This window comes from Marinimicrobium koreense, assembly GCF_003762925.1.
Lineage (GTDB): Bacteria > Pseudomonadota > Gammaproteobacteria > Pseudomonadales > Cellvibrionaceae > Marinimicrobium > Marinimicrobium koreense.
Genome location: NZ_RJUK01000001.1, coordinates 2233479 through 2256913, shown reverse-complemented (window position 1 = coordinate 2256913; position 23435 = coordinate 2233479). Strand labels below are relative to the sequence as shown.

At 60.1% G+C, this 23435-nt stretch carries 17 protein-coding genes; 13 read left to right on the top strand and 4 right to left on the bottom strand.

Annotation, left to right across the window (positions count from 1 at the left end; translation table 11 throughout):
* Window positions 1-35: 35 nt before the first annotated feature.
* The 4 genes from EDC38_RS09860 to EDC38_RS09845 all read left to right on the top strand — a co-directional run bounded on the left by EDC38_RS09860 (window position 36) and on the right by EDC38_RS09845 (window position 5478).
* Window positions 36-2171, top strand: a complete 2136-nt coding sequence (locus tag EDC38_RS09860; protein WP_123638366.1) for a type IV pilus secretin PilQ — start codon at window positions 36-38, stop codon at window positions 2169-2171.
* A gap of 3 nt (window positions 2172-2174) precedes the next feature.
* Window positions 2175-2687 carry a shikimate kinase AroK gene (gene aroK / locus EDC38_RS09855; protein ID WP_123638365.1) on the top strand — a complete coding sequence of 171 codons (513 nt, stop codon included), beginning with the start codon at window positions 2175-2177 and terminating at the stop codon, window positions 2685-2687.
* Window positions 2688-2755: 68 nt separating this feature from the next.
* The gene (gene aroB / locus EDC38_RS09850) at window positions 2756-3862 is read left to right on the top strand and encodes a 3-dehydroquinate synthase (RefSeq protein WP_123638364.1); all 1107 of its coding nucleotides are present in this window, start codon (window positions 2756-2758) and stop codon (window positions 3860-3862) included.
* Window positions 3863-3888: 26 nt separating this feature from the next.
* Window positions 3889-5478: an SPOR domain-containing protein gene (locus tag EDC38_RS09845; protein ID WP_123638363.1), complete on the top strand. Its 1590-nt coding sequence runs from the start codon at window positions 3889-3891 to the stop codon at window positions 5476-5478.
* Between the two features lie 14 nt (window positions 5479-5492).
* On the opposite strand, the gene EDC38_RS09840 is transcribed toward EDC38_RS09845, so the two are convergent.
* Complete coding sequence (locus EDC38_RS09840; RefSeq protein WP_123638362.1) at window positions 5493-6365, bottom strand: SMP-30/gluconolactonase/LRE family protein; 873 nt, start codon at window positions 6363-6365, stop codon at window positions 5493-5495.
* An 871-nt stretch (window positions 6366-7236) separates the two neighbouring features.
* Between EDC38_RS09840 and gltB the strand changes: the two genes are divergently transcribed.
* From gltB to EDC38_RS09820, 4 genes are all read left to right on the top strand, one after another.
* Entirely contained in the window at window positions 7237-11691 is a 4455-nt protein-coding gene (gene gltB, locus EDC38_RS09835) for a glutamate synthase large subunit (protein WP_123638361.1), read from the top strand.
* 98 nt (window positions 11692-11789) lie between these two features.
* On the top strand, window positions 11790-13208 hold the full coding sequence (locus EDC38_RS09830; protein WP_123638360.1) for an FAD-dependent oxidoreductase: 1419 nt from the start codon (window positions 11790-11792) through the stop codon (window positions 13206-13208).
* A gap of 104 nt (window positions 13209-13312) precedes the next feature.
* Window positions 13313-14380, top strand: coding sequence for a uroporphyrinogen decarboxylase (gene hemE / locus EDC38_RS09825; protein ID WP_123638359.1), 1068 nt, complete (start codon window positions 13313-13315; stop codon window positions 14378-14380).
* Between the two features lie 328 nt (window positions 14381-14708).
* Entirely contained in the window at window positions 14709-16076 is a 1368-nt protein-coding gene (locus EDC38_RS09820) for a cyclic di-GMP phosphodiesterase (RefSeq protein WP_123638358.1), read from the top strand.
* 39 nt (window positions 16077-16115) lie between these two features.
* Here EDC38_RS09820 and asd read toward each other — a convergent pair whose 3' ends face one another.
* On the bottom strand, window positions 16116-16967 hold the full coding sequence (gene asd, locus EDC38_RS09815) for an archaetidylserine decarboxylase (RefSeq protein WP_123638357.1): 852 nt from the start codon (window positions 16965-16967) through the stop codon (window positions 16116-16118).
* Between the two features lie 92 nt (window positions 16968-17059).
* Between asd and EDC38_RS09810 the strand changes: the two genes are divergently transcribed.
* The 4 genes from EDC38_RS09810 to EDC38_RS09795 all read left to right on the top strand — a co-directional run bounded on the left by EDC38_RS09810 (window position 17060) and on the right by EDC38_RS09795 (window position 20929).
* Window positions 17060-18628, top strand: coding sequence for a Na/Pi cotransporter family protein (locus EDC38_RS09810; RefSeq protein ID WP_123638356.1), 1569 nt, complete (start codon window positions 17060-17062; stop codon window positions 18626-18628).
* Window positions 18629-18694: 66 nt separating this feature from the next.
* Complete coding sequence (locus EDC38_RS09805; protein WP_123638355.1) at window positions 18695-19816, top strand: GNAT family N-acetyltransferase/peptidase C39 family protein; 1122 nt, start codon at window positions 18695-18697, stop codon at window positions 19814-19816.
* Window positions 19817-19848: 32 nt separating this feature from the next.
* Window positions 19849-20532 (top strand): M48 family metallopeptidase, encoded by a 684-nt coding sequence (locus EDC38_RS09800; protein WP_246004377.1) that lies wholly within the window; start codon window positions 19849-19851, stop codon window positions 20530-20532.
* Between the two features lie 34 nt (window positions 20533-20566).
* Window positions 20567-20929 (top strand): DUF2750 domain-containing protein, encoded by a 363-nt coding sequence (locus EDC38_RS09795; RefSeq protein WP_024461334.1) that lies wholly within the window; start codon window positions 20567-20569, stop codon window positions 20927-20929.
* Window positions 20930-20964: 35 nt separating this feature from the next.
* On the opposite strand, the gene EDC38_RS09790 is transcribed toward EDC38_RS09795, so the two are convergent.
* Both EDC38_RS09790 and EDC38_RS09785 read right to left on the bottom strand, forming a co-directional pair.
* Window positions 20965-22092 carry an FAD-dependent oxidoreductase gene (locus EDC38_RS09790; RefSeq protein ID WP_123638353.1) on the bottom strand — a complete coding sequence of 376 codons (1128 nt, stop codon included), beginning with the start codon at window positions 22090-22092 and terminating at the stop codon, window positions 20965-20967.
* A 102-nt stretch (window positions 22093-22194) separates the two neighbouring features.
* Window positions 22195-22539 (bottom strand): hypothetical protein, encoded by a 345-nt coding sequence (locus EDC38_RS09785; RefSeq protein WP_123638352.1) that lies wholly within the window; start codon window positions 22537-22539, stop codon window positions 22195-22197.
* A gap of 469 nt (window positions 22540-23008) precedes the next feature.
* On the opposite strand from EDC38_RS09785, the gene EDC38_RS09780 reads away from it, so the two are divergent.
* A complete protein-coding gene (locus tag EDC38_RS09780) occupies window positions 23009-23428 on the top strand; it encodes an LEA/WHy family protein (protein WP_246004376.1) in 420 nt (139 codons plus the stop codon).
* Window positions 23429-23435: the final 7 nt, after the last annotated feature.

Here is a 23435-nt window from a genome sequence, read left to right as displayed (position 1 = left end):
CCATCATGCGAGCACTGTGCTTATTGGGGTTAACCATGCGAAATCTAGCCTTGTTACTGGTCTGTCTGGCGCCTTCCCTTGTGTGGGCCAAGTCACTGAACAACATCCAGTTCTCGGAGTTGCCGGGGGAGCGATTCGAAGTCCGTTTGGGCTTCGATGACATGCCGCCGGAACCCGAGGGCTACACCATCGAGCAGCCGGCACGTATCGTGCTCGACTTCCCGGAGGTAACCAGCGCACTGGAACAGCGGCGTTTCCCCCTGTCGTTCGAGAACAGCAAGAGCGCGCTGGTGCTTAGTTCCCAAGGCCGCACGCGCCTGATTCTCAACCTTAGCGAACTGACCACTTACAGTGCACGGGTGGACGGTAATACCTATGTGCTCGAGGTGGGCGCGGCCCAGGGCGGCTATGTTTCCCGCCCCGCACAGGCGACCAGCGTTGCGGGCGACCGTCAGTCGCAAACGGCCCCCCGCGCCGACAGTGAACCTCGGGTCACCAATATCGACTTCCGTCGTGGTGAGGAAGGCGAAGGCCGAGTTATCATCAACCTGTCCGATGACAACATCAGTGCCGATGTCACCGAAACGGCCAAAGGCATTGAGCTTGAGCTGGGTGGGGTCAATTTGCCGGAAGCGCTCCGCCGTCGTCTCGACGTGGTGGATTTCGCCACCCCTGTGACCATGGTGTCGGCCTCTCAGGACCGCCGCGGAACCATCCTGAATATTGATGCCAATGGCGAATATGACTACATGGCCTACCAGGCCGACAATGAGTATGTGATCAGCGTTAAGCCGTTGACCGAGCGGGAAATTGAAGCGCGGGATCAGGAGTTCAGTTACACCGGCGACAAACTGTCCCTGAACTTCCAGGACATCGAAGTGCGCAGTGTACTGCAGATCATTGCCGACTTTACCGACCTCAACCTTGTGGCCAGTGATACGGTCCAGGGCCGGATTACCCTGCGTCTGGATAATGTGCCCTGGGATCAGGCGCTGGATCTGGTGTTGAAAACCAAAGGCCTCGACAAGCGTCAGAACGGCAATGTTCTGATGGTGGCGCCGGCGGCCGAGATCGCTGAGCGTGAGCGTCAGGAGCTCGAGTCCCGTCAACAGTTGGAAGAGCTGGCACCGCTGCGCACCGAGTACATTCGGGTTCGCTACGCCAATGCCCGGGAGATGTTTGAACTGTTCCGTGGTGAGGAAGGCGAGGGTGGCCGCAGTGGTGGCTCATCGGGTGGTCAGGGCGGTAACCGCGCGACTGGCAGTGTTCTGTCCGAGCGGGGTGATGCGATCGTCGATGAGCGCACCAACTCCATCATCATCACCGATACCGCTGATCGTATCGAAGCCTTCAAGCGCCTGGTGGAACAGATTGATATTCCGATCCGCCAGGTGATGATCGAGGCCCGTCTGGTGATTGCCAACACCGACTTCCGTCGTGAAATGGGGGTTCGCTGGGGTGGCGTCGGCTTTGATCGCTCCTCCGATACGCTGGTCGAAGTGGCGGGCTCCACAGCCGGTCTCGACTCTAACCCGGGCTCGCCCGCCGAGTGGCTCACCGGAACCGGCACACTGGATCTGGAAGAGAACATGATGGTGGACCTGGGGGTCGACAATTCGGCCGGTAGCTTCGCTTTCAGCGTTCTGTCCGACAGTGCCTTTATCGACCTGGAGCTGTCCGCTCTGGAGAACAATGGTCAGGCCGAGATCGTTTCCCAGCCCAAGGTGATCACCGGGGACAAGCAGCAGGCGACCATCATGTCCGGTACGGAAATTCCCTATCAGGAAGCCTCGGCCAGTGGTGCGACCACCACAGCGTTCAAAGAAGCCGTGTTGAAGCTCGATGTCACACCACAGATTACGCCTGATAACCGCATCATCATGGACCTCGTGATCAATCAGGATTCTGTCGGCGCTCTTAACCAGGCTTCCGGTATTCCCACCATTGATGTGACCGAGGTGATGACCAAAGTGCTGGTGCAAAATGGCCAAACGGTCGTGCTCGGTGGTATCTTCCAGGTTGAACAGGTCAAGGGCGAAGACAAGGTTCCGTTCCTGGGCGACATCCCGGTACTGGGACGTATGTTCAAGCGGGACATTACCAGTCAGGAAAAACGCGAGCTGTTGGTGTTCATTACCCCCAAAATCATGGCCGATACCTTAACTGACTGATCCATGCCCAATAATGTGTTTCTGGTCGGCCCCATGGGGGCCGGCAAATCAACCATCGGCCGCCTTCTTGCGGCCGAGTTGAAAGTCCCCTTCTATGACAGCGACCGTGTGATCGAGCAGCGCACCGGTGCCGATATCCCCTGGATTTTTGATGTCGAAGGCGAGTCCGGTTTTCGTGATCGCGAGTCGGCGGTTCTGGCCGAGCTGGCCGAGGAGCCCGGCGCCGTGATTGCCACCGGAGGCGGCATCATATTGCGCCCCGAAAATGCCGAGGTGATGCACCGCGGTGGCCGCGTGTGCTACCTGACCGCTTCGGTGGAACACTTGGTAGAGCGCACCGCCAAGGACAAAAAGCGCCCGCTGTTGCAGGTGGACAACCCCCGCCAGAAAATCGTCGAGTTGCTTGAGCAGCGCGACCCTCTGTACCGGGCGGTAGCGGACTGGGTGGTGGTGACCGACCGACGCCCGCCGAAGGTGGTGGCGCGGGATATTGCCGAACGTCTAGGCCAGGATTGAGCTCGGTTAAAGTTTCGGGCGGTGTGCTAAGATGAGGGTTTTCCGACAACCCGAACGCAGTGCCGACTATGCAAACTCTGACCGTTGATCTCGCCGATCGCAGCTACCCGATTCATATTGGCGAGCAGCTCCTGAAGAACCGGGAGCTGCTGGTACGCCACGTGCGCGCCAAGCAGGTATACATCGTCACCAACGATACCATCGCGCCGCTTTACCTGCCCGCTCTGATCGAACTTCTCGACGGCTATCAGGTCGATACTACCGTGTTACCCGACGGAGAATCGTTCAAGAATCTGGAGACGCTGAATCAGATTTTTGATGGTCTGCTCGAGGCTCGACACAATCGTACGACGACAATCATGGCCTTGGGCGGTGGTGTCGTGGGTGACATGGCGGGCTTCGCCGCTGCGTGTTATCAGCGTGGAGTGGATTTCATTCAGTTGCCGACCACCCTGTTATCCATGGTGGACTCCTCTGTGGGGGGCAAGACCGGTGTCAATCACCGGCTCGGCAAAAACATGATCGGCGCTTTCTATCAGCCGCAAGCGGTGATCGCGGACATGTCCGTGCTGGAATCTCTACCTCCGCGCGAGCTGTCGGCGGGTATCGCCGAGGTGATCAAATACGGCCTGATATCCGATCGGGAATTTTTTGAATGGCTGGAGTCGAATCTGCCCGATCTCCTGGCGCGGGACCCTAAAGCGATGGCCTATGCCGTCAAGCGTTCTTGTGAGAACAAGGCGCAGGTTGTGGCCCGGGATGAGCGAGAAGGTGGGCTGCGCGCCATTCTCAACCTGGGGCATACCTTTGGCCATGCGATTGAAACCCATCAGGGCTATGGCGTCTGGTTGCATGGTGAAGCAGTCGCCGCAGGTATGGTGATGGCGGCAGACCTGTCCCATCGACGAGAGGCCATTACGGCTGATGAGCTGGACCGGATTGTTCGCCTGCTGGAGCGGGCCCACCTGCCGGTGAAAGCACCGGCCAGCATGACTCCCGACGATTTCCTGCAGTTGATGGGGGTGGATAAAAAAGTGGTCGACGGTCGGCTGCGGTTGGTGTTGCTGAGCAAACTCGGCGAAGCGTTGATCACCAGCGATATCGAACAGGATCTATTACAGGAAACATTTGCAGCCTGTCGGGCGGATGAACATACCGCGCCACCGGGCGCCTAGCGACAATCCTTTCCGGGAGAGCGTTTATGAACACCGACCCAACAGACAGCTCGGAGCACGACAACCTAGCGGGTCAATCGGCCGCCCCGGAATCCCCTGTGGCGGATTATCGTCAATACTACGGTTTGAGTGAAGATCCCTTCCGGGATGACCCGGAATTTGCGTTCTTTGGCGGCGGTGGCCGACGCGCTCTGCTCGAACAGTTACAGCACCTGTGTCAGTTCAGTGCCAGTTTGCTGGCGGTGCTGGGCAAATCCGGGGTGGGTAAAAGTCGCGTTGCCCTTGAGCTGGCCAACAGTTTTCAATTCGATGATGACATTTGCCTGCTCACCGCCGAGCCTGGCGCGGGCGCCGAAGCGGTGCTGGGGCAAATGGCCAGGCACTTTGCCCTCTCGGTAGACGACAACCCCTCGGTGGGTCGGTTGCTCGCCGCGCTTCGTCATTTCGCCCAGATAGCGGATGAAGAAGACCGCCTGGCGCTGACCATCATCGATGATGCCCATCATCTGGATGAGAAAACACTTGGAGCCCTGATCAGTCTGTTGCAGGGGCAGGACTCCACCGGTCGGCGCCTGCACATCGTGCTGTTTGCCGACTCTGAGATGGTCACACGGCTGGATCAGTTCAACATGCACGACGTGCTGATCCACGATTTCGACCTGGCGCCACTCTCCCTTGAAGAAGCCACCGATTACCTCAACTTCCGCATGGAAATGGCCGACTATATGGGGCCGGAGCTGTTCACCGAGGAAAAGGTGGAACCCTGGTGGCGTCGGGCTGAGGGGCGGATTCCCCGGCTGCACGAGCAGGCCCGTCGCTGGCTGCTTGAATCGGTTTCCGCCCGCGCCAGCTCGGGCAGGCCGGGGGAGCGCCGCAATGCCCTGCCGCTGGTGCATATTGTGGTGATTGCTGTGCTGCTTGGTGTGCTGTTGATGGTGTTTATCTATCAGGGTGATTCCGGAGCCCCTGAGCGTGAGTCGACGACACGGCTGCCCGAGTCGAGAGAAACCCAGACCCTGACGCTGTCTCCCAGCAACGAGGCGTCCAACCGTACAGAGCTGGAGTCCTCTGCAGAATCGGAGCCCGCTGCAGAAACCGTCCAGACACCCGAGTCGGCCGCGCCAGAGCGGGCGCTGCCCGAATCGCCGTCCCCCGAACCATCGGTGGAGGAGCGTCCGGAGATCCCACAGCCCGATGAAGCGTCTGAGCCCGAGGAAACATCGGCGCCGGCGGCCGGGGCGAAAACTCCGACCGAGCAGCCCCCTTCGGAAGAGCCGGCCGTTGCTCAGGCTTCCAGCTTGCCCGACATTCCGGAAGACGAGCAGGTGCTGCTCTCCTGGCGCGCCTCCGAGTATACCCTACAGCTTCTGGGTGCCAGCTCCCGGGCATCGGTGGATCGCTATATTGAGGCACAGCCCAACCGGCAACAGCTCCTGAGCTTTGAAACCCTCCGTCAGGGGAAGCCCTGGTTTGTGGTGGTAACCGGTCGCTATTCAAGCACTGAGTCAGCCAGAGAGGCGATCAATGACTTACCTGAGGACCAGAGGAAGGCGGGGCCTTGGCCCCGCCGATTGGGTGAGCTGCATGGCGAGATACGGGAGCTGCGAGGCTTGTAGCCTAAAAGGCGAGACTAAGGAGCCGTGACAAGCTCGCCGATGAGCCCAATTCTCGCGAACGGACGTTCCTGTCGGCTCCAGGAGCGTGTGTCGTCAGGGTTGTAGGCGTCACTGTATATGATCGCGGAGCTCTCTCCCGAGGCCTGTGTGGGTTTGCGCACAAGGTAAGAGGTCAGGTTCTGCTCGGCATCAAGTGGGCTGTAGGCGATCTGCCATAGCACCCCGTCAGCGTCCAGCTTCAGCTTGTCGGTTTCCGTCGCCACGTCCTGAGGGGGTGTGGCAAACAGGCCGTCGTCGCTGACGGTCAGGGTGGTCAGGTCCAGGCTCCACCGACGCCAGTCGCTGGGTGTGTCAGCGCCGTTGAACTCTTCGAGCACGACCCAGACGCTTGGGCTCCCGGTCACTGAGTCCGTGAACAGGCGTGATGTTTCCTTGAAGCGGTAGGGCGGTGTGCCGGGAGCATCTAGCCGGGTCAGTTGTCTGTCGGTGTCTACCAGTATGAGGCCTGTTTGAGAGTCGCCCATCAACAGCGAGCCATCAGGTGTGACGCCCAGCATGTAGACTTGCGAGTCGAATGGATCGGAGCGCTCCAGCGTGTAGTAGGGATCAGACTCGTCGTTACGGTATATGACTTTGTCGGTTGATTCCAGTTTCGCCTGGTAGATGTCAACGACCTCGGCGGCAGAGCTATCGTGATGGATAAACAGCTGGGTGGATTTGCCAAATAGCAACTGCTCGTCGTTGTTGTTAGGGTTGATCGGGTAAGTCCACTCCAATCCATCGCTGCTCAGGGTCAGGGGATCCTGAGTCAACTGGTAGATGGTTCCTCCATCGAAGGTAACGTTGTTGCCATGGTGGGTATAGATCAGAGAGCCCGAACTGGTCACAGCGCCTCCGTCGACTCCATCCGGAAACGCCGTACATAGTGCTTCTGGTTCTTCCGGATCGATCAAAACCCTCCGGTCGCCCGTGAACTCCTGGAACGAGCCCAACAAATAAACGGTGTCCGGGTCTAACTCGGAACAGTTCAAAGCAATATCGTCGGCCGAACCACCGTTTGGGGTGCCGCCGCTTGAGCTGCTGCTACCGTTGCTGCCGCCGCTATTGGGGTCGGAGCCTCCGGTTATGCGCTCATCGCACGCCGTGTCGCATTCGCAACCTGAGAAAAGCAGTACGGAGAAAAAGGTTAGGGTGACGGTTTTGCCTATGCGCCAAAAAGCGCGAGGGAAGCTTCCCGAAAGATGTGTAAGCTGCATGCAAAGTCCCGATGTTTTGATTTTGGTTTCTCCTGCTGACACCCGGGCTGCTTTCGACCCAATGTGTCACTGAGCCCCCATTCTAGCTGGCTCCGGGAATTGCTGTCTAATGCGCAAGGTCGCTCAAATTGACCGTTTATCCGGTTCGGGCCGTATAGGTATCTTCGGAAAACTGTGGTAGCTTGTCGAGTGGGCCCTCCGTGTTGCTGACTGTTCTGACGGACGGTGCTACGGGCCCGGCTTCAGCGGTCATTCAGGCAGTCTGTCTGGAGCCGGGGGAGTTCTCGGAAAATCACTGAATATTTCGACTTTTTACCACCATTTTGCCGAAATTAGCTTTACTGTTGGGCGCTGAGAGCCCCGCTCGTCTTGCCTTTGGGGCCACTTGCGGGTAATATGCTGCGCCCATTTGCCTGGCCCCTTTTTGGAGGGGCTTTTTTGTCTGGGGCGTGAGCGGAGCGAGCCATGTTCCGGATTCTATCGGTATCGAGAGAGACAGCGTATGACCACGGGCCTCTACAGGTTAGATGAGTTTAAAGACAACTGCGGCTTTGGCTTGATTGCCCATTTGAAGGGCAAGGCCAGTCATCGCCTGTTGGAAACCGCCATCGAGTCGTTGACCTGCATGACCCACCGCGGCGGTATCGCGGCGGACGGCAAGACCGGTGACGGTTGCGGCCTGCTGCTTCAGAAGCCGGACGGCTTTCTGCGCACCGTGGCCAAGGAGGCCTGCGGCGCCGAGCTGACTGACGTTTACGGCGTCGGCTCGATCATGCTCAGCACCGACGATGCCCAGGCCCAGAAGGCCCGCGATGTGGTTGAGGAGGAGCTGCGCGCTCAGGAGCTCAGCCCGGCGGGCTGGCGCGAGGTGCCGGTGGACAGCAGCTGCCTGGGGCCGATTGCCCTGGAGTCACTGCCGCGTTTCAATCACCTGTTTATCAACAACGATGGAGACCTGAGTCTCGAGCAGTTTAACGCCCGGCTGTTCCTCGCCCGGCGTCAGGCCGAAAAGCGCCTGGCCGAAGACAAGGCGTTCTATATTGCCAGTTTCAGCTCCACGGTCATCTCCTATAAAGGGTTGATGATGCCGGTGGACCTGCCCAAGTTCTTTACCGACCTGGCGGATCCGCGCCTGGAAACCGCCATCTGCGTGTTCCACCAGCGCTTCTCCACCAATACGCTGCCCCAGTGGCCCCTGGCCCAGCCGTTCCGTATGCTGGCGCACAACGGTGAAATCAATACCGTGATGGGCAACCGTAACTGGTCCGTGGCCCGCACCTCCAAGTTCAGCACGCCCCTGCTGCCGGATCTGGATCGCGTGGCGCCCCTGGTCAACCGCGATGGGTCCGACTCCTCCAGCCTGGACAATATGCTCGAAGTGCTGATCACCGGCGGCATGGAGCTGCACCGTGCGGTGCGCATGCTGGTACCGCCGGCCTGGCAGAATGTCGAGCACATGGATCCGCAGTTGCGTGCGTTCTACGAATACAACTCCATGCACGTCGAGCCCTGGGATGGCCCGGCGGGCCTGGTGATCACCGACGGCCGCTACGCGGTCTGTACCCTGGACCGCAACGGCTTGCGTCCGTCGCGCTGGGTGATCACCAAAGACGACATCATCACCGTGGCCTCCGAAGTCGGCGTGTACAAGTACAAGCCGGAAGACGTGGTGGCCAAGGGCCGTCTTGGACCGGGCCAGATTCTGTCGGTGGATACCGAGACCGGCAAGCTGTACCACACCAAGGACATTGACGAGCAGCTCAAGGGGCGCCAGCCCTACAAGCAGTGGCTGAAAGAGAAGGCGCTGCGCATCGAATCCACTCTGGAAGACGATGTGGCCGAAAACGGCCTCACCGAAGAGCAGCTCAAGGCCTACATGAAAATGTACCAGGTCACCTTCGAGGAGCGTGATCAGGTGCTGCGTCCGCTCGCCGAGGGCGGCCAGGAAGCGGTCGGCTCCATGGGTGACGATACCCCCATGGCTGTCTTGTCCGCCAAGCAGCGGCCGCTGTACGACTATTTCCGCCAGCAGTTCGCCCAGGTGACCAACCCGGCGATTGATCCGCTGCGTGAAGCCATCGTCATGTCCCTGGAAACCTGTCTGGGACGCGAACTGTCGGTCTACGAAGAGACCGAAGAGCACGCCGATCGGGTGATTCTGCGCTCACCGGTGCTGTCACCGGCGAAGTTCCGTGCCCTGATGGATATTCCCCGTCCGGGGTATGAGGCGACCGTTCTGTCGCTCAATTACGATCCGGCCCAGTACAACCTCAAGCAGGCCATCGCCAAGCTGTGCGATGACGCCGCCGAGCAGGTGAAGGCGGGCAAGGTGCTGTTGGTACTGAGCGACAACCATCTGGAAAAAGGCCAGCTGCCGATCCACGCCCTGCTGGCCACCGGCGCGGTGCACCACCACCTGACCAAGGTGGGGCTGCGCTGTGACGCTAACATCATTGTGGAAACCGGCACGGCCCGCGACTCCCACCAGATCGCAACACTGATCGGCTACGGTGCGACGGCGGTTTACCCGTACCTGAGCTACTACGTGCTCAACAACCTGATGGAAACCGGCGAACTGCAGCTGGATACCGATCAGGCGTACAAGGGGTATCGCAAGGGCGTCGACAAGGGCCTGCTGAAGATTCTGTCCAAAATGGGCATCTCCACCATCACCTCCTACCGCGGTGCGCAGTTGTTTGAGGCAGTCGGTCTGGCCGATGAAGTGGTGGACACCTGCTTTGAAGGTACTCAGTCCCGCATTCAGGGCGCCGGCTTCCCGGATCTGGAAGAAGACCAGAAGATCATCGCCAGTACCGCCTGGTTGGCGCGTAAGCCCCTGGTGCAGGGCGGCATTCTCAAATACGTTCACGGTCAGGAATACCACGCTTTCAACCCGGACGTGATCCAGACCCTGCAGCGTGCCGTGCAGACCGGTGAGTACAGCCTGTGGCGCGATTACTCCAGCCTGGTCAATGAGCGCCCGGTGGCGACGCTGCGCGACCTGCTGAAAGTCAAAGAAGACAGTGCTCAGGCCATTCCACTGAGCGAAGTGGAGCCGATCGAGGCCATCATCAAGCGCTTTGACTCCGCCGGTATGTCCCTCGGGGCCTTGTCGCCGGAAGCGCACGAGTGTCTGGCGCAGGCCATGAACCGTCTCGGTGGCCGCTCCAACAGCGGCGAGGGTGGTGAAGATCCGGCCCGTTTTGGCACCGATAAGGTCTCCAAAATCAAGCAAATCGCCTCGGGCCGCTTTGGTGTGACCCCGCACTACCTGGTCAATGCCGAAGTGCTGCAGATCAAGGTTGCCCAGGGCGCCAAGCCCGGGGAGGGTGGCCAGTTGCCCGGTGGCAAGGTCAATGATCTGATCGCCCGGCTGCGCTATTCGGTGCCCGGTGTGACCCTGATTTCACCGCCGCCGCACCACGACATTTACTCCATCGAGGATCTGGCGCAGCTGATCTTTGACCTCAAGCAGGTCAACCCGGACGCCCAGGTGTCGGTCAAGCTGGTGTCTCGTCCCGGCGTCGGCACTATTGCCGCCGGTGTGGCCAAGGCCTACGCGGACCTGATCACCATTTCCGGCTACGACGGCGGTACCGCGGCCAGCCCGCTGACCTCCATCCGCTATGCGGGCTCTCCCTGGGAGCTGGGCCTGAGTGAAACCCACCAGACCCTGCGCGCCAACGATCTGCGCGACAAGGTCCGGGTGCAGACCGACGGCGGCCTGAAAACCGGCATGGATGTGATCAAGGCGGCCATGCTCGGCGCCGAGAGCTTCGGCTTCGGTACTGGCCCGATGGTGGCCATGGGCTGTAAGTACCTGCGGATCTGTCACCTGAACAACTGCGCCACCGGTGTGGCCACCCAGCGCGACGACCTGCGTGAAAACCACTACATCGGCACCGTTGAAATGGCGATGAACTTCTTCAAGTTTATTGCCGAGGAAACCCGTGAGTGGTTGGCCCGACTGGGACTGCGCAGTCTGGGTGATCTGGTCGGTCGCGTCGACCTGCTCGAAGCGATCGAAGGCCAGACCAGCAAGCAGAAGCGTCTGGACCTGAGCCGCATCACTTACACCGACAAGTTCCTGGAAACCAAGCCGCAGCTGTGCGCGGTGGATCGTAACGAACCGTTCGACAAGGGCGAGCTGGCCGAGGCGATGGTCAATGAAGTGCTGCCGGCCATTGAGAGCAAATCCGGCGGTGAATACGCCTTTACCGTGACCAACTGCGACCGCTCTATCGGCGCGCGCATCAGCGGTGAAATTGCCAAGCGCCACGGCAACCAGGGCATGGCGGATAAGCCCATTACGCTAAAACTCACCGGTGTGGCCGGTCAGAGTCTGGGTGTGTGGAACGCCGGTGGCCTGTATATTTACCTGGAAGGCGATGCCAACGACTACGTCGGCAAAGGCATGGCCGGCGGCAAACTGGTGCTGCGCCCACCGCGCAACTCCGGCTTCAAGTCCCAGGACACCAGCATCATGGGTAACACCTGTCTGTACGGCGCGACCGGCGGTAAGGTGTTCGCGGCCGGTCAGGCGGGCGAGCGCTGCGGCGTTCGTAACTCCGGTGCTCACGTCGTCGTGGAAGGTGCCGGTGACCACTGCTGTGAGTACATGACCGGTGGCGTGGTGACCGTACTCGGTCGCACCGGGGTGAACTTCGGTGCGGGTATGACTGGCGGCTTTGCGTTCGTGTTGGATGAGGACAACAGCTTTGTGGATCGCTACAACCACGAACTGGTGGACATTCACCGGGTGGATGGCGAATCGCTGGAAGCGCACCGCAACTACCTGCGTCGGGTCATCACGGAATTTACCGAAGAGACCGAAAGCGAGTGGGGCCAGAACCTGCTGGACAACTTCGATGATTACGTCGGTAAATTCTGGCTGGTCAAGCCCAAGGCGGCGAGCCTGAGCGGTTTGCTCAACGACATGGAAAAACGCGGCGAATAACCCGCCGGTGCGCCTTCGGGCGCACAGGACACTAGAACGATACAGAGCCCGTTCGCCAGTGCGGCGCGGGCTCACACCGATTAGCTGAGGCAGTGATTATGGCCGGACGTTTAAACAACAACTTCCAGTTTATTGATGTGGGCCGTCAGGACCCCGCCAAAAAAGACATGGAAGTGCGCCAGCACGAGTTTGTGGAAATTTACGAACCGTTTGACCAGGACCAGGCAGCCAGTCAATCGCATCGCTGTCTTTCCTGCGGCAATCCCTACTGTGAATGGAAGTGCCCCGTGCACAACTTCATTCCCAACTGGTTGAAGCTGATTTCCGAAGGCAACATCTTTGAAGCGGCCGAGCTGAGTCATCAGACCAACTCTCTGCCGGAAGTCTGTGGTCGTGTCTGCCCCCAGGATCGCCTGTGTGAAGGCGCCTGTACCCTGAACGACGGCTTCGGTGCCGTGACCATTGGTAATGCCGAGAAGTACATCACCGACACCGCTTTCGCCATGGGTTGGAAGCCGGACATGTCCAAGGTCACCTGGACCGACAAGAAAGTCGCCATCATCGGCGCCGGCCCGGCCGGTCTGGGTTGCGCCGACGTGTTGGTGCGCAATGGCGTCAAACCGGTGGTCTTTGATCGTTACCCGGAAATAGGCGGCCTGTTGACCTTCGGTATCCCCGAATTCAAGCTCGAGAAAAACGTCCTGACCCGTCGGCGTGAGATCTTCACCGAAATGGGTATGGAATTCCGTCTGAATACCGAAGTCGGCACCGACATCACCATGGACGAAATTCTCAAGGAGTACGATGCGGTGTTTATGGGCATGGGTACCTACACCTACATGAAAGGTGGCTTCCCCGGTGAAGACCTGCCCGGCGTACACGACGCTCTGCCGTTCCTGGTGGCCAACGTCAATCGCAACCTGGGGTTTGAAAAAGACCCGAGCGAGTTCATCAGCGTGAAAGGCAAGCGCGTGGTGGTGCTCGGCGGTGGTGATACCGCCATGGACTGTAACCGCACCTCCATTCGCCAGGGCGCCGAGAGCGTGACCTGTGCTTACCGCCGTGACGAAGAGAACATGCCCGGCTCGCGCCGCGAAGTGGCCAACGCCAAAGAAGAGGGTGTGCAGTTCCTGTTCAACCGTCAGCCGGTGGCCATCGTTGGTGAGGACAAAGTCGAAGGCGTGAAAGTGGTGACCACCGAACTGGGTGAACCCGATGAAAATGGCCGCCGCCGTCCCGAACCGATTCCGGGCAGTGAAGAAGTCTTGCCGGCCGATGTGGTGCTGATTGCCTTCGGTTTCCGTCCGAGCCCCGCGCCCTGGTTTGACGAGCACGGCATCACCGTATCCGACTGGGGTGGTGTGGAAGCGCCGGAAACCCAGCAGTACAAGTTCCAGACCTCCAACCCGAAGGTGTTCGCCGGTGGCGACATGGTGCGCGGTTCCGACCTCGTGGTGACCGCCATCTGGGAAGGGCGCGAAGCGGCCGAAGGGATCATGGACTACCTCGAAGTGTAAGAACTTGGGTGACGGCGGATGCGTGCTTCGCACTTATCCGCCCTACGACACCTCCGCATCCGCCGCTCCCCTCCCCCGTTCTCCGACTGTACCGGACCATTACTATGACCGAGCTGAAAAACGACCGCTTCCTGCGCGCCCTGGCCCACGAACCGGTGGACGTCACTCCGGTGTGGATGATGCGTCAGGCCGGTCGCTACCTACCGGAATATCGGGCCAGCCGCGAGCGGGCCGGCAACTTCATGGGTTTGTGCGGCAACCCGGACATGGCCTGTGAGGTGACGCTGCAACCCCTGGAGCGCTACCCGCTGGATGCGGCCATTCTGTTCTCGGACATTCTCACTATCCCTGATGCAATGGGGTTGGGCTTGTACTTTGAGCCCGGTGAAGGCCCCAAGTTTGAAAAGCCGGTGCGTACTGAAGCCGATATCATGGCACTGGATGTGGTCAATCCAGAAGCGGATCTGCCCTACGTCCTCGATGCGGTGAAAACCATTCGCCGCGAGCTGGGCGGTCGGGTGCCCCTGATCGGTTTTTCCGGTAGCCCCTGGACCCTGGCCACCTACATGATTGAAGGTGGCTCCAGCCGGGATTTTCGCCGCGCCAAGCAGATGATGTACGACCGGCCCGAGCTGATGCATCACCTGCTCGACACCCTGGCCCAGTCCGTTATCCGCTACCTGAACGGCCAGATTCTGGCGGGCGCCCAGGCGGTGCAGATTTTCGATACCTGGGGCGGCGCCCTGTCCCACAATGCCTACCGGGAATTCTCCCTGCGCTACCTGGAGCAGATTGTCAAAGGCCTGATCCGTCAGCACGACGGCCGCAAAGTACCGGTGATTCTGTTCACCAAAGGCGGCGGCCAGTGGCTGGAGGCCATGGCCGACACCGGCGCCGATGCGCTGGGTCTGGACTGGACCACCGACATCGGCCGCGCCCGCGCCCGGGTCGGTGACCGGGTCGCGCTACAGGGCAATATGGACCCGACCATTCTCTACGCCAGCCCCGAGCGGATTCGCGAGGAAGTCGGTCAGATTCTGGCCTCTTACGGTAAAGGCTCAGGCCACGTCTTCAACCTGGGCCACGGCATCACCCCGGAAGTCGACCCGGAACACGCCGGCGCCTTTATCCGCGCGGTCCACGAGCTGTCGGCCGAGTACCACGGTCAGTAAGTAAAAAGTTTTTGGGTGGCACAGAGGGACGGGAAGGGGAAGCCCTTTCAAGACCGTAAGCGGAGGGACTCCGCGCGTCGAGCCCCCATGGACGGGTTTACGGCGTGTCTTGAAAGGGCTTCCCCTTCTCGGCCCGGACGTGATTTGAACTGATCGCATATCCTGTAACCGAACCCTGTGATCCGCTTCTCACCACTACTGTATAGCCCTCCGACAGGCTTGACGACGTCCGTTGCATGCCCCACTATCCGTATCCTCCGGCCCGTTTTTTGTCTAAACTGGCGCCATAGACGGATTTTTGCCGCACCGCCGGCAGAGAGGACAACGCGTGGGAATCAAGCAAGTCAAAGTCGACGTCAACGAAGTCACTGTTGGCATGTATGTCTCCGGACTCGACCGTCCGTGGACTCAGACTCCATTCCCGCTGCAAGGCTTCTATGTCCGTGACCTGGACGAAATCAAACAGCTGAAAAGCCTGTGCAAACACGTCTACATCGACGTCGTCAAAGGTCGCCCACCAGTCTCCTCCAATTTACAGACACTGCCTCAGGAGAGCTTGCGCAGCCGGATCAGCGCCCGGGAGAACGTCCATACCCCGGCCAACGTCAAAGTGGCCCCCCTGCGCATACAGCGCAATCAGTACCCGCCGGTCCAACCGCTCAAAAAAGAAATCAAACGTGCCCGCCAGCTGCATCAGAATGTCTACCATGCCGTGGGCGAGGTGCTCGATTACCTGGGTAACAATGAGCTGCATCGGGTACCGATTGTCGAGACCAAGCGGTTGGCCAGCGATATGGTGGACAGCGTGCTGCGCAATCCGGATGCCTTCACCTGGCTGTCCCGCGTGCAGGAGAAAGACGAATATACCTACAGTCACGCCATCCGGTGCTCGGTCTGGGCCATCCTGTTCGGGCGTCATATCGGCCTGCCCAAGCGGGACCTGGACGTGCTTGCCATGGGCGTTCTGCTCAAGGATGTGGGCAAGGTCAAGCTCGATCAGGGGCTGCTGACCAAAGTATCCCGCTCCTCCGATGAAGAGCGCCTGTATGAAACCTTTGTGGAGCAGGGCGTTGAGATTTTGCGCAAAACCCCGGGAGTAGAACCGAGGGTGATCAGCGTGGTGAAAACCCACTGCGAACGATTGAACGGCAGTGGTTTTCCGTTGCACCTGCAGGGCGACAAGATTCCCTTGCTGGGTAAGATCGCCGGGATCGTCACCTTCTATGACAATACCACCAATCCGCGGGGTGCCAGTCAGCCCATTGCGCCCTCCAAGGCCGTCAGCAAGTTATACGAACTGCGCAATACCCAATTTCAGGAAGAGCTGGTGGTGGAGTTCATTCGCGCCATTGGCCTTTATCCCACCGGCACCCTGGTCGAGTTGAGTTCCGGCGAGGTGGGTGTGGTGGTGGAGCAGAATTTTGAGCGGCGCCTCAAGCCCAAGATCATGTTGGTGTTGGATGCCGTCAAGTCTCCCATGGATCCGCAACTGATTGATCTGGCCGAGGACGATAAGCGCAAGCAGGCACTGATCGATTCGGGCAAAAAAACGGCGGCGGAAGTGGAAAAAATTGAAATTGCCCGAGACCTGGAACCCGGCTCTTACGAGGTAGACATCGCCGCAATACGCGACAACTATATCCTCAAGAAAGAAAAATCGGGTCTGATGTCGCTGCTCGACAAGCTCACGCCCTAGGGCGCACCAGGCCCGCCGCAGGGTAAGGTGTGGTTGCCCTTACAGTCTGACTCCCAACCGTTCCCCCATCCGCGTTCCACTGCCGGCCTGATACGCGGCATCCCAGCGCACTCTGTCCTTGCCAAACAACACGATTGCGGTGGAGCCTAGCTTGAAGCGGCCCATTTCTTCCCCCTTATTCAAGGTGATGGGCGCGCGGGGTCGGAAGTCCCGGGTCTGAATCGTCCGCTTGATCGGCGCTACCTCGCCGCCCCACACGGTTTCGATACCCGCGACGATCATGGCGCCGACCAATACGACCGCCATGGGGCCGATGTCGGTATCGAAAATTGCCACCAACCGCTCATTGCGTGAAAACAGTCGCGGCACCTGGTTGGCGGTGGCGGTATTAACCGAGAAAAGGTCGCCGGGTATCGCCACGGTGGTTCGCAGCTGGCCGCCAAAGGGCATGTGAACGCGATGATAATCCTTGGGCGACAGATAGACGGTGGCAAACTGTCCCTGGTCGAATTCGGCGGCCAACGCCTCGCTGCCACCGAGCAGCTCCCGGGTGGTGTAGAGCTGGCCTTTGGCCTGAAAAATCCGCCCGTCCTCAATGGCGCCGAGCTGACTGATGGCCCCGTCAGCGGGGCAGACGATGCTGTCCGCTGAGGCGTCCAGCGGGCGCGCATCGGGCTTGAGCGCTCGGGTAAAGAAGTCATTGAAGTGGGCATAGGCGCGGGGGTTTTCTTCCAGCGCTTCGCTCATGTCCACCCCGTAGCGTTGGATGAACCATTCGATAAAGTGGTTTTTGATCCAGTCCGTACGCTGGTTGGCCAGCCAACCCGCCGCCCGGGAGAGCCCGTGCTGGGGGGTGATATACTGAAGGGCAGCGAACAGTTTTTCATTCATGGTGTCAGGGGGCCTGCAGGGTCGGTTTCCGGAGGCGCCATCATAGCAAATATCCCTCTGGCAGGCTGACCGGAGTCGAACGACGGATCATCATGGAATTAATTCGGGTGCTGGTGGAAGTATTGGGCGGTCTGGGCTTGTTCCTGTTGGGAATGACGCTCATGACCGAGGGCCTGAAGGCCATGGCCGGAGACGCCATTCGCCGGGTGTTGATGCGCTTTACCCGCAGCCCGGTCAGCGGGGTTCTGGCGGGGCTGGTAGGCACCGCCGTGCTGCAATCCTCCAGTGCCACCATTGTGGCCACCGTGGGTTTTGTTGGCGCGGGCTTGATCGGTTTCTCCCAGGCACTGGGCATCATTTTCGGTTCGGCTTTGGGGACCACGGTCACGGGCTGGATCGTGGCCCTGATCGGCTTCAAGCTCAAGCTGTCCCTGCTGGCCGCCCTGTTTGTGTTTGCCGGGGCCATGCTCAAGCTGTTTGGGCGCCGGTCTCTGGGCGGGCTGGGATATGCGCTGGCCGGCTTTGGTCTGATTTTCATCGGTATTGATACGCTTCAGGGCGGGCTCGAAGGCCTGCGGGAGCAGATGGACTTCAGTCAGTTCCCGGCGGACGATCTGTGGGGCAAGTTTCAACTGGTGGTCATTGGTGTACTGTTTACCGTTGTGACGCAATCTTCCAGTGCAGGTGTGGTGGCGGCACTGACGGCACTGCATACGGATACCATCGTCTTCGAGCAGGCCGCATCGTTGGTGGTGGGAATGAACATCGGCACCAGCTTCACGGCGGCAGCGGCCACCATCGGTGGCAATGTGTCGGTGCGACGCACCGGTTTTTCCCATGTGCTGTACAACACCTGCGTGAGTTCGCTGGCGCTGTTTCTGATTGTGCCCTACATCGCCGCCTGGCGGTTTGTGGCGCCCGAGACATTTGTGGTTCACGAGGAGTTTGCGCTGGTGGGTTTCCACTCCGCGTTCAATTTGTTGGGCGTGTTGCTGGTGGTGCCGTTTGCGGGACAGTTTGCTCACATGGTCGAGCGTCTGTTCCCGGACAAGCCTTTCGGCTATCAGCAGATTCTGGATCGGGGGCTGCTCAAGTACCCCGAACTGGCACTGACCGCGGTGCAGAAGGTCATGATCTCCCAGTTTGAGCGGGTGGCGGAGCAACTGGAATACATTCTCGGAGAGTCTGGTCGCTCGGTCCCCCTGGTGGACCTTGCCCGAGAGCTGTCCGATGTGCAGGAATATCTGGATGCCATTCACCTGGAAGGGACCTCGGGCAGTCAGTGGGAGCGGCTACTGGCGGCGATCCAGATCGTCGAGCATCTGCAGCGTCTGCTGGAGCGTTGCGACAATAAAAGCGTGGCCGTGACGTTGCGCAACGGGGACGATCTGGCCGAGGCCAAGGCCGCCCTCAGTCCGCTGGTGCTGTCGCTCTGGGGAAAACGTTCGCTTCCCGCCGACCAGGTGCAGGAACGGGTCGCACAAATCACCCAAATCGAGCAAACTACCCGGCGGCAGACCATGAACGACATTGCCCAGGGACGACTGGAGCTGAAGCAGGGGGTCGCCCGGATGGAGGTCGTGCGCTGGCTGCAGCGGGTCGCCGTGCACATCGGGCGCATCGACGTACATACCCGGGAATTGAATTATCAGCAGCCCTGAGCCCAAGTAATGGATAGCCCTGAGCGTTCGAAACAATCGCAAGTGAATCTGATGAAGGCGGTATCCATGTCCTCCCTCCCCCTTGAGAGCGTAAGGCCCGATGATCTCGACGCCCTTGTCGCTCTGGAGCAACGCTGTTTTACCAGCGACCGCCTCAGTCGCCGCAGCTTTCGCCGCTGGCTGGAGGGTGACCAGCGGGTATTTCTGGTCGCGCGCGATGGCGACTGTCTGGCCGGTTACATACTGGTTCTGTTTCACCGGGGGACGCGCCTGGCCCGCATGTACTCTCTGGCGGTGGATCCGGACTACCGGGGCCAGGGGTTGGCGCGGCGCCTGATCGGCGCCGGGGAAGACGGCGCGCGGGACAGCGGCCGGTTCTACATGCGCCTGGAGGTCAGCAGTAAAAACACCAGCGCCATCGCCCTCTACGAGACCCTGGGGTACAAACAGTTCGGGCTGTATCAGGACTACTACGAGGACCACACCGATGCGCTGCGTTACCAGAAACGGATCCGGGTGGTGGGCGATACGGCCTATCATCGGGCCATTCCCTGGTTGGCCCAGAGTACCCGCTTTACCTGCGGTCCCGCGTCGCTGATGATGGCCATGGCCGCCCTGAAACCGGACTACCAGCCTTCCGATACCGAGGAGCTGCGTCTGTGGCGTGAATCCACGACCATCTTCATGACCTCGGGGCATGGCGGTTGTCACCCCATGGGTATGGCGCTGGCCGCCGACACCCGGGGCTACCGGGCGGAAGTCTGGGTCAACCATGATGGGCCGCTGTTTCTCGATGGGGTGCGCGATGAGACCAAAAAGCCGGTCATGATGCTGGTGCATGAGGATTATCGCCACGCGCTTGAGGCGCGGGCCGTTCCGGTTCACTATCGCGAGGTTCGTCAGGATGATCTGATCGCGGCGTTTGATCGCGGTGGGGTACCGATCATCCTGATCAGTACCTACCGGATGGACAGCAAAAAAGCGCCCCACTGGGTCGTCATGAGTGGCTATGACGAAGAGTGTATTTATGTTCACGATCCGGATCCGGATGGCCAGGGGCAGACCGCGCTGGATTGCCAATACCTTCCTCTGGCGCGGGCCGATTTCGAGCGGATGACCAGTTTCGGCCGAAGCCGGCTGCGTACCGCGGTGATTCTGTCCCGTGAGTTGTCCGGTCCGGGGGAATAAAAATTTGATGTTACGCAAAGCGAGCCCTGCCTGTGCGCTATACCATTAAACGATCCTCGCGCCGCCGCACGGTCAGCCTGGAGGTACGCGATGCCCAGTTGCTGGTGCGAGCCCCGGTGGGCATAGCGGAGCGGGATCTGGACCGGTTTGTCCGTCAGAAAAGCGACTGGATCGCGCGCAAAGTGCGCGCTCAGCAGCAGATGCTGGCCCGGATTCCGGAGTATCGCTATGTATCCGGCACCCGCCTGCCTTTCATGGGGCAACAACTGACGCTCTCGGTGACCATGGGGAGTTGTGGCCGGGTAGAGCAGGTGGGTGACCGATTGGCGGTCTGTTGCTCGCGACGCAGTCGGCTGGAACCTGAGGCGCAGGCCCGGCGGCTGGTGCAGGGGTGGTACCGGGAGCAGGGACTGGAGCGATTGCGCGCGAAAACCGATGCGTTGACTCGTCAGATGGAGCTGAGCCACTCCGGGGTCAGAGTGAGAGTGACCCGATCAAAGTGGGGGCACTGCACCCGCTCGGGTGAGATTCAGTACAACTGGCAGATTCTTCTGGCCCCGGAGGCGGTTGTGGACTATCTTGTCGCTCACGAAGTCTGTCACCTGCGTCACATGAACCACAGTCGGGCATTCTGGCAACTGGTCGGACAAGTGTGCCCCGATTATCTCCGTCAGCGGGATTGGCTTAAAGCCAATGGCCGCTGTCTGGTATTGTAACCCCTGTCGTTAGAAGCCCAAGGAAACGCCCATCATGACCGCACTGAGCGATGACCCCGCTGAAAACCTCGATCGTTTTATTGTCGAAGCGATGGACCACGGCTGTGTTTACGGGCTCGAAGGCCCGGATGGTTGGGCGCTGTGTCCTTCCGAGAAATATGATGACAGCGATGTGATGCCCCTGTGGTCCGAGCTGGCCTTGGCACAGGTGCACTGTCGGGAGGAGTGGACAGACTACAAACCCGTGCCGATCGATCTGGAAGAGTTTCTGGACGACTGGCTGCCCGGTATGCACGACGATGAACTGCTGGTCGGGGTGAACTGGGATGAGTCCCTCGAAGGGGAAGAAATTGAGCCCATGGACCTGCTCGAGGAGTTTGAGCAGGAAATGGAGTAGCGACTGCGTACCTGATCCGCCCCAACTCCGGGCCTTCAGGCCCGGGGGAAGCTCGCCATGACCTTCCGGTCCCGCCGATATTTCCAGCGTTCTATCCACTTGCCACCCCAGACCTGATTGCCGTAACGGGCCAGCGCGTAATCATTGCTGGTGGTAATGATCGACAGCGTCCGTCGGCCGGACTTGTAGCGTCTGAGTGGTTCACCGGCCAGAGCGCGGGCCAGATTGGCGGCCAGCACTGGCGCCTGCCGCAGTGCCAGGTTTGCCGCGGCTCCGGGCTCTGGGCCGCCGGTCACACTGGCGACCGCGCCGGCGGCGAACACGAACGGATGATTGACCGCCTGTAGATGTGCATTGACCTGAATCCGGCCCCGGTCGGTCAGTGCCAGCCCCGATGTTTTGACCCAGGCGCCCGGTTGCCCGGAAACACACCAGATCACGCTGTCCATGGGCAGGTGCTGATGGCGATCGGTGTAGATCTGTTGGTCATCCACGCGTGCCACATCAAACAGGGGGTGGACTCGAATCTCCCGCTCCTGCAGTAATTGTGCGGCGCGTAGCTGAGCGGCCAGGGGAAACTCGGGCAGCAGCTTACCGCCACCGTGGACCAGGTGGATGCTCACCGGCGCCTTCAGGTTGTCTTCATGCAGCAGCCGCTGGCGAACGGCCAGGGCCATTTCCACACCATCGAGGTTTCCGCCGATGACGGCCAGGTTGGCCGGGTTGTTCCGATCCCGGGCACACAGGTCCGCCAGTGTTTCCTGCCAGCGGGGCAAAAACCCACTGATCGGACGTGTGCTCATGCCGTGCTCGGCCAGTCCGGGGATGGTATCGGTGGCCTGCAGACCGGTGTTGACTGACAGGAGGTCAAAGCCAATGGCGTCGCCATTGTCGAGCTGTGCACGGCGTTGCGCCAGGTCCAGGGAGGCCAGGCGGCCGAACTGTAATTCGGTGTGCGTGGCCCGGCAGAGCTGGCCCAGGTCGATGTGGCAATCCCGAAAGCGAAAGCGTCCGGCAATCAGCCCGGGCAGCATGCCCGAGTAGGGAACAAACCGCTCTGGTGACACCAGTATCACTCGCACATCGTCGGGTAGCAGGTGGCGGGCGTTGGCCAAGTAGAGGGCGTGCGTCAGGCCGCCACCGGCCAGAAGCAGAGTTCGCATAACAACGGCGCTCAGGCAAAAGCCGAGAGCATAGCGAACCCGGTGCCCAGCGTCTACGGAGTGCCGGTAATTCTGACAGTGACTGGTTGGGGTGGTTAGCGGTTATTCTCCGCCTCTGGCGCTGTTGGCGATGTCTTCGTCGACGAATCCGAACAGGTAGTCGTGGAGGATGTCGACCTGGTGCAGGTGGACGTAGGTTTCGAGTTGTTCGAGTTCGGCGAAGGCGGGGCTGATGGCGGCTGTGGGTGTCAGCCGGTAGTCCCGGGTGACGAGTACGAAGGATTTATTGGCGGTGGGCACGGGGGTTTTGTGCAACAATTGCAGGACGCAGAAGTCGAAGTCCAGGCACAGGCGCATGAGGTTGGGGTAGTTGGTTTCCTGGCGATCGATGAAACGAATTTCCCGGCTGCCCAGTAGTTCGTCGGTGCTGAGCGGGTGCTTGGGCATAGACTCTCTCGGTGTTGTTGGCTCGGTTGATTCTTGTTGGGGTGGTCCATTTTGGCCAGTCCGTGCGGGATTACACCACAGCGCTCCCGGATGTCATGTGATATACCTCACAAAAGCTTCAGGGGCCGTCACTGCAATCCACGGGGTGGTGTAGTCTGCTTGGAAACATTACTGGACTGGTTTCAGTCTGCTGCTAGATAGGAGAGTAGAGCGCATGTGGTATCAATTGTTGACGGTTATAGAACGTTTGATGGGTGCAGGACGTCCGGCACGGATAGGGGTAGACCGTTCCTGGACACGCCGTAAACCCATGATGTGCATGGATGCACGAATGCCGCGATGGCATGGATGCCAAGGAGCGGCCCCTGGGGGCTCGCAACCGCGCTTCCCGCGCTCTACGGTCCAGGAACGGTCTACCCCTATCCGCGCCTCAGTGCTTCGTACCGGGCTTTTGGCCGTGGTGGCCTTAATGCTCGCCGCCTGCTCCCAGATTCCTTTCGGTATTCAGGAGCCCCAGGTCAAGGTCACGGGGCTTGAGCTTTTGCCGGCTCAGGGTATGGAGCAGCGCATTGCGGTTCATCTCGGTATCACCAATCCCAATGCGCGGGATTTGTCCGTGCGCGGGATCTCTTATAACATCGGCATCGAAAACATCGATGTCTTGAGTGGCGTTTCCAGCCAGGTGCCCACCCTCAAGGCGTATGAGGAGACTCCGGTGACCGTGGAGGTCTCTGCCAACCTGTTGTCCATTGCGCGGTTGGTCCAGCACTTCAGCCAGCGGGCGGTCAGTGACCGGGTCAGTTACAATTTCGACGCCAAGTTGGATTTCAGCCAGTGGTTGCCGTCCATGCGGGTCTCGGAGCAGGGCGAGATCAAGCTGCAGTATTAACGATAAC